We start from the raw sequence: 11,554 nt of genomic DNA, 5'->3' as shown, positions 1-11,554 counted from the left end.
TAGCGCCCCACGTATTGATTCAGTTTCCAGCCTGTAGTATTCGAATAGCGGATCGCCAGCACTTGAGTTTCCATCGTGTCGAGTTCGATTACTACAGGTTCTCGAATGGGGCTATATTTTTCTTCCTTTTCGTATTCGGGGCTAACTTCGCCCAATTTTTTGACCAATTTTCCATTCAAATAAATTTCTGAAGCAACTATGTGTTTTACAATCATTAATAACTGCTTCTCATCGGTTTTAGGAATGGTAAAATGTAATCTGAGCCAAGCTATTTTACCCTCTTTTGAAATCTGTTTCAAATCCATCACATCCTGGCTAGGATCAATACTTTCCCAACTTGAATCATCAAAATCTGCCTTGGCATAATCAGGATTATCCCCAGCATGCCATTTCCAACCTTTATCAAGCAAAATGCCCTGTGGTGGCAAGGAATCAATGATCAACACTTCACCCTTTTGGGCTTTAGTGGCCAATGTGGAAAACAGGAAAAGAAGGGCAAGCATGTATTTCATTGTCGGCAATAAAGAGGTTAGATGAATATTTGCTAGCGCTGTTTAAAAATAATAAAATTGGGGCAGAACAGAATACCATTTAGCAATACCATCCGCTGCCCCTCGCACACTAATTATGCCATAAGTTTTTCAATCCTCCCTCAATCCCTTAATCACCACATATCCCGTCCCATTGGGATCACAAGGATATAAAAATTCCTTTTGCCACTTTTTGGGGTTATTAATGGTCGCATAAAATTCGTCCAAAAAGAGCATTGTGGACTTTTGATATTTAGGATTCAGGAGGTTACAGTCACTAAAAATCTGATAAATTTTGTCTTTTAAGGCATTGAAATGGGCAATGACGGGTTCAAACTGCTGAACGTTTTCCAGGCAATAGCCCCGGTAGCGCCGATCGCGCACGGAACCCAACTCCAATTCCATGGCCGGTTTGGCGTAGGGCGCATCCACGAGCCCAGCATGGTCAAAATCGTAGGGCACCGGAATGGGGAGGGTTTTGGCATCAGGGGTCAATAATTTGATGTTTTGCAGGTGTTCTACCGACCAATCCGTGTTGGCAATCAGGTATTCAAACACCGCCATACGCAGGAAATGCTCGGCCTGGGTGGCGTTGGCTCGGAGTTTGCGCTCAAGCGGGAGCATTTGCAGGCGTTTGGCTATTTGTTTTTCTTCTTCCAGCAAAAAAGCATAAAAAGGCTCAATTGGCTTTTTACGTTGTTCATCCTCCAGGGTCAGCTGCACCAAACGCACCCTAAAACTGTAGGGGCTGATCAAATTGTACAACTTGTACACCAGCCATTCCCGGATCACGTACTCGTCACCCCGGCAGGGCATCACCAATTTGGTTTTGGACTGGTCTTTAAAAATGGAAGTTTGTTGTACTTCATTTTTGGGAAAAATAAGCTGTAAGGGGGGGTAGCTGCAATGACCCAACAAACGCCGGAAATGCCCCCGGGTCTTTACCTCAATGGGGATTTCCATCTTGTTGCCATTGGCATTTTGATAGGACAACACCTGGAGGTATTTCCGGGGCGTTTTGGAGGGGTCTTCGGAAAAGGGGGGTAATGTTCCACTTAGGGTCATTTTGAGGGGATTTTCATTGTCAAAAAGCCCCAAATTTTCGGTTTGTGCAGTTGCGCTCAGAATGGAACCCCCAAACAAGCAGTACAAACTGATGATGAAGTAATGTTTTAGGGTGCTCATGATGTGGGTGTTTTTTTGGTTCTTCCATAAAATTGGGATAAACCATGGACAAGTCCAAGCCTGGTCTTCCGAATGAATGGAATTGGCTTCCGAATGGAGGGAAATGGACTCCGAAGGAAATGCTAGGATAGAAGAGTGCAGCTGCGTGCGACATCTAGGAAAGGACTCGCTGAAAAGGATATTGAGCAACTACAAACATGAGTCATCGCGAATTTTTTGGATGACTCATGTTTGTGGGGTATTTAAACCATGTAGAACTCCCAGGAAATGCGGTCCGGGTCCTTGAATGCTACATAGTTTTTCCCTAAAGTTTCGTCAAATTTTACTCCAGTATTTTCAATTCCGGCATCAGCAAGCCCTTGTGCTACACGTTGTAATTCGGCTTCGTCGGTACAACCAAGGGCGATGTGGTCGATCCCCACGTTAAAGGGACTGAATACATTAGCCCCTTCTTTTTCTCCAGGCCCACGAACACCGATGAAGGTGCCCCCGGCAACAAAAATGAACAAATTGGGCACTTCCATGGCAATGGGAAAACCCAAGGTGCCGCCATAAAATGCTTTGGAGCGCTCCAAATCGGTACACCGCAGCGCGATGTGGTGAATTCCTGGTGTCTGGATGTTGATTGGCATGATGATAAAGTTTAGTTATTGATTGCTGTAGGGTTGTGGTAAAATTTGTATTAAGATATTAAAATTAAACTAAAATTGGAAGCCTGATGAAAAAGGTAGTGCCTTCTTCAGGCTTCGATTGAAAGTTGATGGTTCCTCCATGCCCTTTCGTCACAATATCATAAGCCAAACTCAGCCCTAATCCCGTCCCTTGCCCAGTAGGTTTGGTGGTAAAAAAGGGCTGGAAGATTTTGTCTCGGATGGCTTCGGGAATGCCATTCCCATTGTCTTCAACCCGAATTTCAACGGCATTTTCCAGTTTTCGAGAACTTATCGTTACCGTAGGTTGGTAGCCTTCAATTCCTTGTTTCGCCTTTTCATTGACTGCATAAAAAGCATTATTAATCAAATTCAATAGCACCCGCCCAATGTCTTGCGGAATGACCTCGATTTTTGGCAAATCTGGATCGAGATGCGTTTCCATGGTCGCGTTGAAACCATTGTCCTTCGCCCGCAGGCCATGATACGCCAGGCGCAGGTATTCATCGGCCAAGGCATTCAGGTCGGTGGGTTCTTTTACCCCCGTACTCGCCCGGGAATGCTCCAGCATACCTTTGACGATCGAGGAGGCGCGTTGGCCGTGGTGGTTGATTTTTTCCAGGTTTGTTTTTAAATCCGTTGCAATGGCAATGGCCTCGGTAGTATCGCCTTTTTCCAGCTCTTCGTGCATCTCGTCCAGCATTTCAGCGCTTACCTCGGCGAAGTTGTTGACGAAGTTGAGCGGGTTTTGGATTTCGTGGGCGATGCCAGCGGTGAGTTCACCGAGGGAGGCCAGTTTTTCGGATTGGATGAGTTGGGCTTGGGTTTGTTTTAATGCAATCAAAGCATCTTCGGCTCTCTTTTTTTCGGTTTGGATTTGGATCAAATTGAGTCTTGCTTGTTCAGTTTGTGCCTCAGCTTTCTGCAAATCTAGGAAACGAATATAAGCTTGTTCAAAGACCTTGGCAACGCGCTTTAAGACAGCCAATTTATCGTCACTGTAACTTTGTCCAAACCAGTTGTCAGCGAAAACTGCAGAGTTTTTTTCGATGATTAAATTGCAAAGATGACAGGGCGCTTGCCTAATAAACTCACGGCCAGGCTGCGGTATGGTTTCAAAATCATTATTGGCAAATACGTAGTTAAAATAACTATTTTTTTGCTCAAACGAATACAGTTTATTGATGATATTTTCTCCTTTCTCCTTCGCTTCCCAACAATCTTTTAGATAGGTATCCTCACTAAAATGCTTTTCGTCGAAGGGCAATTTTATTTTAGCGATGTGTTGTAAGTCACTACCTACCCAAAATTCACTGTATTTTGTTTCAGCATTAAATGTCTGTATGGCAATTGAACCCATCGCAACACCCAACTCTTTCATTTTCTCAGCCATTACCTCCATCACGTTTTCCAATTCATCGCTCCGATGCATCGCCAAAGAACGACTTCTGATTTTTTCCAATGCTGCCTCAATCTGCGCTTCCTTTGCCTGTGCTTCCGCCTTTTGTATGTCGAGGAAGCGGGTGTAGGCTTGTTCAAAAACAGCTACAAAGCGCTTTAAGATTTCTAGATCATTTGTTGTTAATAATTTCTCGGTAAGGGTAGGAATAAGCATTGCAGTATGTTTTCCAAATGCAATTGAAATTCCATAATGTTCAGTCTCAAAAAGCATATTCATTACCTCATTGGGAACCTGTTTGAAAAATTCGGTCTCCTTAAGCATGTATTCAAAAAAAGCATTTTTTTCTTCCATTGGATAAAGTTTCGAAAAAAACTCTACCCCGCTTTCCCTGGCAAAATAAATATCGGAAACTATGGAATGCTCTGTATAATCTATCTTAAATGGCTGTGCGTAGGGTCCCCTGGAGTCCGCTATCCATTGAACATGATCTTTTGAATCGTCTGAAAAAATACATATGACTGCCGCGTCATCTATAGTCCCTAATTCTTTAAATTGATTCAATACCACGGTAACTACTTTTTTAAGTTCCTCGCTTTTCTGCATCGCCATCGTCCTACTTCTCACTCTTTCCAAAGCCGCCTCAATTTCCAGTTCCCGGTTTTTGGAGGATAATTCTGCGGTTCGCTCGGCGACCTGCTGCTCAAGCGTTTCGTTTTGGGTAGAGAGAATGGCTTGTTTTTCAACCGATAAGGTTTCTACTTCAATTAGCTTTTGAGCCAAAGAAATATTGGTTAAGGAAACGTCATAACCCAAGTATATGGAAACCGAAATGGGGACACATAGGAAATTTAAATCAAAAAAATTAATTCCAAAGATAGTAATAGGAAAGAACCATTGTAAGGAGAAAATTAGCCAACAAAACAACGCAAAAATGCTCCCTGCTGCAATGATCCAAGCTCCTTTTTTATTGCTCCGACTTGCCATAATGGACACTCTGGCAAGGTCTATATGGATTAAATTGATGAATAAAATGCCATAAACCAACCAACCCCAATCATGAACAAAAGCAGCAAGAGGAATACTGAAGATCCCCAGAAGGATTAACGACCAAAGATGCCATCTCCTTTTTTGCTCCAAAAATTGATAAATGGCATTTAGGATTACTAAATAACCTAGGACTTGTAATATCGTAGTAATGTTGTTTTTAATAAAAAAAAGCGCTACCTGGTTGGATTGATAAGCCGAATAGTTAATTTTCCAAGATATCGCATGCAACAACAGATAGATAGAAAAGTAGAGATTTACCACTCTCTTTCTGTAAAAAAATAAAACCCAAAATACAATATGGCTAAACTAAAAAAGATCCCCACTCGGATTGGGTGTGGCTGAACAGCTGCCCAATGGATGGATTCATAAGTATCTACTCCGTTTTCGACGGTATTCAAACTTATCGTCAATGCTGTATTGACCGTACCAAAATGAGAGCTGTACCCTATTCCTGGTTGAAGAGCATAACGCACAGCCAAAACACCAATGTGCCTATTGGTAGTGGGAAAGGAAACTGGTTTCAAAGCGGGCGTAAAGGCTATCACTTTTTGAGGATCGGTGCTTAAAGTCCCAAATTGTTGGATTAATCTTCCGTTCAGGTATATTTCAGAAGCCCCAGATTGCTGAATCAGCATGACCATTTGTTGGTTCAAACTGCTGTCGATCATTAAGTGAATCCGAAACCAGCCAATTTTGCCAGATCTAGGCAATTGTGGCAAGGCAAAAATATCTTTCGTCGGGTCAATCTCCTCCCAGCCCGCATCATCAAACTCCGCCTTCGCCCATTCCGGATCATCCCCCGCATGCCATTTCCAGCCCTGGTTCAGCAAAATCCCTGCCTTAGGCAGGCTATCGATGCGAAAAACCTCCCTTTTTTGTGCAAAGACAAGCAAGGGAAACAGAAACAAACTAAGGAGAAAAATTCGCATGGCATAGGGTTTTAGGGCTTCCACAATCGCGGCGATTGCCTTTTGCAAAATACTCAAAAATGTTGCGGCAAAAAAGACCTGCCCATTTTCATTGGCTAAAAACAGGACAGGTATGAATACTGCTAGTTTTGATTCAAAATACAAATGGGGTTTGGTGTTATTTTGAAGCATGAACAGCGGAAGTGCTATTCGAAGTAAAGTTGTTTAGCTTATTTTTCAACAGTGCCTCTTGGTTGGTTGCGGTATTGCAGGCAGGCAGATTGACCGATTTGCTCAAGCTCTGGCCATCAGCCAGGCGGGTTACCGTAACTTTGGCCATGCCCCCACAATCGCAACCTGAGGTGCTGATGTTGTGTCCGCCAGGGTTGCCGTTTACCTCCCAAAGGAATGCGTAGTTTTGCGGGTTGTTAATGTTGACAGTTACCCCGGCTCCTCCCGCAAAACAGTTGTTGAGTACCAGTGTGAAATTCATTGGAATTTGGGTAGGTTTATTCTGAAGGCTACCAGTAGTTGAATCACTAGGGGTTGCAATATATTCGAGCGTCGATTTTTCACAGGAGTTGAAGCACAGGGTCACAACAATAATTACTGTAGCTAAGCCATTGATTTTGCGGGTAGCGGATGCAATTTTTGGAGTTTTCATTGGTGTTTTATTTGTGCCGAAATGAACAATATCAAGCCATAAGTTGCTCTATTCAGCGGATTGATTAAATGTGTTGTCTTGTTTTTCACAACTGACAATACAAAGATGCCCTACAGGATGCAGGGAGACAAGGAAGGTCTTCCGAGTGGTAGGAATCTGTTTCCGAATGGTGGGAAATGGCCTCCGAATGAAATGGACTGTTATTGCGTAAGCTGCAATTGAATAATGAATTCGGTACCTTCATTTATTTGTGTCCTTACTTCCAAAGTCCCCCCATGCCCTTTCGTCACAATATCATAGGCCAAACTCAGCCCCAAACCTGTGCCCTGTCCAGTCGGCTTGGTGGTGAAAAAGGGTTGGAAGATTTTCTCGCGGATGGATTCGGGGGGCACCTATTCATCAGGTTCTTTTAGTTTTAATTCTGCCAAGAGTCGTTCACGTTCTAATTCAGCCTTCAGTTCTGCCTCAGAAGGCAAATAAAGTAAGTATTTTGAGGCAAAAATTTGTTGGCTTTCGCTTAACACAGAGTACTTTACAACAGCTTCGGTTTTTTCTGAACAAAGGATGAGGCCAATGGTCGGGTTATCGCCTTCAATTTTGTGCAAATCTTCATACATCCGCACGTACATTTCCATTTGCCCAATATCTTGATGGGTAAGCCTGCCAATTTTAAGGTCAATAAGAACAAAACATTTGAGCACGTAATTGTAAAAAACTAGATCAACAAAAAAATCTTCGTCACCTGCGCGAATGTATTTTTGTCGGGCTACAAATGAAAAGCCACGCCCCAGTTCCAACAAAAACACTTGTAAGTTGTCGATTAGCAACAGCTCCAGATCGCTTTCATATAACCTATGATCTGGTTTAATCTCCAAAAATTCTAAAACGTAGGGATCTTTGACAAAATCCAAAATATTTCCACCTATTTGAGTGATTTTTTCTTCAGCTTCCATCTCTATGGCAGGCTTATCCTGGCTAGCCAACAATCGCTCATAATAGAAGGTGGTGATTTGACGATCTAAGGCACGGGTATTCCATCCACTTTTTATGGCTTCTTGCTCATAAAAAGACCTCGCACCTAGATTTTGTACCCGCATGAGGAGTTTGTAGTGTGTCCAGGTCAATTCTCTCCGCAGTGCGGAGAGAATTGGAAATGCCAGATAGAATTGCCTATAATTCCAAAGGCTGGGTTTAGAATAACCGGATCCAAATTCTTTTTGCAGGCGGTCGGCCAATTCAGTTATGAGATATTTTCCATATTCTGCACGTTCTTTACCTTGCTGTTCTTCTTCTACGATGAGTTGCCCCAATTCCCAATAGGTTTTCACCATGCTGTTATTTACAGCACGATGAGCTAATTTACGCCCATTGTCGATGATTTGCCGTGCTTCGGCATGCAGTTTATTGATGTCTTTTATGATCTCCACTGTTGGTTTTATTTCTACCAAAATTATAATTTTTAAAACAAAAAAAAGAAAATTCTATTCCGTTTGTTTTAACATGGCAAATGAAAGATGAATTCGGAGCCTTCTTTTTCATTGGAAACCACTTCCAAACTCCCGCCATGCCCCTTCGCGACAATATCATACGCTAAACTCAATCCCAATCCCGTCCCTTGCCCCGTAGGCTTGGTCGTAAAAAAGGGTTGAAAGATTTTGTCTTTGATGGCGTCGGGGATGCCATTGCCGTTGTCTTGAACCTTAATGATGATGTGATCACCTGTTTTTTGGGTGGAAACGGTGACAACTGGTTGGTACATAGTGTCGGCGTGACTCGAAGTCACGCCGACACTCGCCCGTTGCTGCACCGTGCTTCGACTGCGCTCAGCAACCGCATAAAACGCATTATTGATCAAATTCAACAGCACCCGCCCAATGTCCTGCGGAATGACGGAAACCAAAGGCAAATTCGGTTCAAAATGCGTTTCCATCGTCGCATTAAAATTATTGTCCTTCGCCCGCAGGCCGTGGTAAACTAAGCGCAGGTATTCATCAGCCAGGGCATTAATGTCTGTGGGCTCTTTTACGCCCGTGCTCGCCCGCGAGTGCTCCAGCATCCCTTTCACGATGGAGGAGGCGCGTTGGCCGTGGTGGTTGATTTTTTCCAGATTGGTTTTTAGATCGGTGGCAATGGCAATGGCCTCGGTGGTGTCTCCCTTTTCCAGTTCTTCGTGCATTTCGTCCAGCATTTCAGCGCTGACTTCGGCGAAGTTATTGACGAAGTTCAGCGGATTTTGAATTTCGTGGGCGATGCCTGCGGTGAGTTCGCCGAGGGAGGCGAGTTTTTCGGATTGGATGAGTTGGGATTGGGTGGATTTGAGCGTACCGAGAGATGTTTCCAATTCGGTCGATTTTTGTTGCAATTGCCGAGTACGGAGGCTCACTTTTTCTTCCAAAATCCGGTTCTCCCGCCTAAGTGCAGCTGAACGCCAGTAAATAAATCCAAAAATACAGCCGAATAAAGTAAGCGAATAAAAGGCATAAGCCCAACCTGTTTTCCACCAGGGTCGGCGAATGGTGAAGCGGTATTCAAATACCCGGCTCCAGATCCCCACGCCACTTCTGGCCTTAACTTTAAAAGTGTAGCTGCCGGGAGGTAAGTTGCCATAGGTTGCCTCGCTACGGGTAGTCAACGCGTTCCAATTGTCTTCCAATCCTTGGAGTTGGTACTGGTATTTCACTTTCCCCGGCGATTGCAGGGTAATCCCTACGAAATTGAAAGTTAGGTAGTTGTTGTTATAGGCCAAAGACAACTGCTCGGGGAGGTTGTACCATTTTGAAGTGCCATCAAACGAAAAATCCTGAACAATTACCCCATTTTTTAGGGCAAAGGCAGTATCTTTTGTATGCGCCAACTGCATCCAGGGAATATTTTCATTGAAGAGGGCTACGCTGGTCAATTGTATGTTGGGAGCGGCGGTTTGATCCTTTATGGCGGAGGGGTGTAATACGGTAAGCCGGTCGTCTGTTCCAATCCAGATGTCGCCATTTTTATCTTTACAAATCGTTTTTCCTAGGTTTACACCTACTCCAAAAAAACCATCTTCATAGGTATAGTTGGTAAAAATAACCTCGCTTTCATGTAGGGTTCCAGACTGGATTTTTCGAGTGATTTCAGCGATTTTATTGGACTTTAGTTCCGACAATCCCAAACTGGTACCAAACCACAGGCTACCGCTTTTGTCTTCTAGGATACTCCTGACATGATTGTCGCTTAAGCCTTCAGCTTCGGTAAAATGGGTGAAATGTAGCCCATCATATTTCAGCGCACCGTCGCCATCCGTGCTAAACCATAAATTTCCGCTACTATCTTCCAGTATATGTTCAATGCCTTTATTGCTGAGTCCTTCTTTTTCGGTATAATGGGTATACCGATGACCATCGAATTTCGTAACGCCGACATCTGTACCGAACCAGAGGTTTCCCTTTTTGTCTTCCAAAATGCTGTAAACTAAATCATTGCTGAGTCCTTCTTTTTCGGTATAATGGGTAAAACAGTTTCCATCGTATTTTGTAATGCCTTTACCAGTACCTATCCACAGATCCCCCCTTTTGTCTTCCAAAATGCATCTAACAAAATTATTGCCAAGCCCTTCTTTTGTAGTAAAATGGGTATAAGTTTTTCCATCGCATTTCGAGATACCATCAGCATGTGAGCCGAACCACAAATTTCCATTTTTGTCTTCCACGATGCTACGGATAAAATTACTATTGAGTCCTTCCTTTATTGTATAATGGGTAAAATTTCGCCCATCGTATTTCGACACCCCAGCATTTCTAGTGCCAAACCACAGATTTCCATTTTTATCCATCAGCGTACTTTCTACCAGATTATCACTCAGCCCTTCTTTATTTGAATAATGGGTGAAATTTTGCCCGTGGTACTGTATTACGCCATCAACCCAAGTGCCGAACCATAGATTTCCACTTTTGTCTTCGATTATACTCCAAACACCATAGCTGCTCAAGCCTTCATTTTCGGTAAAATGGGTAAAACGATGTCCATCGTATTTCGATACCCCCATTTCAGTACCGAACCACAGGTTTTTACTTTTGTCTTCGAAGATACTCCAAACCGGGTTACTGGATAGTCCTTCTTTTTCGGTAAAATGGGTAAAGCTTTGCCCATCGTATTTCGAAAGACCACCTACTGTGCCGAACCACAGGTTTCCAATATTGTCTTCGAAAATACTACCAACTACATTATTGGACAGTCCTTCCTTTTCAGAAAAATGAGTAAAACGATGCCCGTCGTATTTTGAAACACCACTACCCAAAGTTCCAAACCAGAGATTTCCATGTTTGTCTTCAAAGATTTTGAAAATCTGGTTATTGCTTAGCCCTTCTTTTTCGGTAAAATGAATAAATTTTTTTCCATCATATTTCGATACTCCACCCCCGTAGGTTCCAAACCAGAAATTTCCGTTTTTATCTATTAAGCTACTCGAGACATAGTTGTTAATAAGTCCTTCTTTTTCGGTAAAATGAGTAAAATTTTTTCCATCGTATTTCGATACTCCACCCCCATAGGTTCCAAACCACAGATTTCCACTTTTGTCCTCTAGCAAACACGAAATATAATTATTGCTTAACCCTTCTTTTTGAGTGAAATGGGTGAAATTTTGCCCATCGTATTTGGATGCGCCCCCGCCGTCGGTGCCAATCCAGAGGTTCCCGTTTTGGTCTTTAAGCATACAATTGATACTGTTGTTGGTCAAACCCTGTAATTTGGTGAATGAACTGAAATTTTTTGGGTTTGAGTCTTTGACATACGCCTCTTTTGCCCTTACTACTTTGGGTAAACCAGCCACAAAAGGGCTGTCGATGGCAGGTACGATTTTGGGCAATGAAAAACCATCTTTTCCTGGCGTGCAAATACGCGGCTTGCCCGCCTTCACTACTTTGGGTTTTCCAGCCGGATGGATGTTGGTAGGAATGGGGACTACTTTGGGTTTCCCCATGGGGATTTTGGTCAGTTTGTTTTCGTCCACCGGGATGACTTTGGGGGTGGTGATACTGTCCAAAGGTACTATATAACCTTGGGCTTTCACTACTTTGATTTGATGCCTTAAGGGCTGCTCTTTAGGGTGTTGCGTACAAGAATAAGTTGTGCCAGCTGTTATCAGCAGCAAACAAAAACAATACATCTTATGGAGTAGGGATGCCATA

The 11,554-nt window shown here is 43.2% G+C and carries 8 protein-coding genes and 1 pseudogene; all 9 read right to left on the bottom strand.

All coding sequences use genetic code 11. The features are described from left to right. A pseudogene (locus SFV55_RS25570) lies at positions 1-446 on the bottom strand (hypothetical protein); the annotation flags it as partial. Positions 447-641: 195 nt separating this feature from the next. Beyond that, on the bottom strand, positions 642-1,715 hold the full coding sequence (locus SFV55_RS25565; protein ID WP_320032417.1) for a hypothetical protein: 1,074 nt from the start codon (positions 1,713-1,715) through the stop codon (positions 642-644). 242 nt (positions 1,716-1,957) lie between these two features. Beyond that, positions 1,958-2,347, bottom strand: coding sequence for a VOC family protein (locus SFV55_RS25560; RefSeq protein WP_320032416.1), 390 nt, complete (start codon positions 2,345-2,347; stop codon positions 1,958-1,960). 64 nt (positions 2,348-2,411) lie between these two features. Next, positions 2,412-5,075 (bottom strand): ATP-binding protein, encoded by a 2,664-nt coding sequence (locus tag SFV55_RS25555; protein ID WP_320032415.1) that lies wholly within the window; start codon positions 5,073-5,075, stop codon positions 2,412-2,414. Then, positions 5,069-5,743, bottom strand: a complete 675-nt coding sequence (locus SFV55_RS25550; protein ID WP_320032414.1) for a hypothetical protein — start codon at positions 5,741-5,743, stop codon at positions 5,069-5,071. The genes SFV55_RS25555 and SFV55_RS25550 overlap by 7 nt, the downstream gene beginning before the upstream one ends. Before the next feature lie 157 nt (positions 5,744-5,900). Continuing rightward, positions 5,901-6,386: a hypothetical protein gene (locus tag SFV55_RS25545; RefSeq protein ID WP_320032413.1), complete on the bottom strand. Its 486-nt coding sequence runs from the start codon at positions 6,384-6,386 to the stop codon at positions 5,901-5,903. A gap of 200 nt (positions 6,387-6,586) precedes the next feature. Beyond that, a complete protein-coding gene (locus SFV55_RS25540; protein ID WP_320032412.1) occupies positions 6,587-6,778 on the bottom strand; it encodes an ATP-binding protein in 192 nt (63 codons plus the stop codon). Next, on the bottom strand, positions 6,779-7,834 hold the full coding sequence (locus tag SFV55_RS25535) for a PDDEXK nuclease domain-containing protein (RefSeq protein ID WP_320032411.1): 1,056 nt from the start codon (positions 7,832-7,834) through the stop codon (positions 6,779-6,781). 47 nt (positions 7,835-7,881) lie between these two features. Beyond that, a complete protein-coding gene (locus SFV55_RS25530) occupies positions 7,882-11,553 on the bottom strand; it encodes a two-component regulator propeller domain-containing protein (protein ID WP_320032410.1) in 3,672 nt (1,223 codons plus the stop codon). Position 11,554 lies beyond the last annotated feature (1 nt).

Source organism: Haliscomenobacter sp., assembly GCF_033763495.1.
Lineage (GTDB): Bacteria > Bacteroidota > Bacteroidia > Chitinophagales > Saprospiraceae > Haliscomenobacter.
This window is presented reverse-complemented; position numbering and strand designations above follow the sequence as displayed.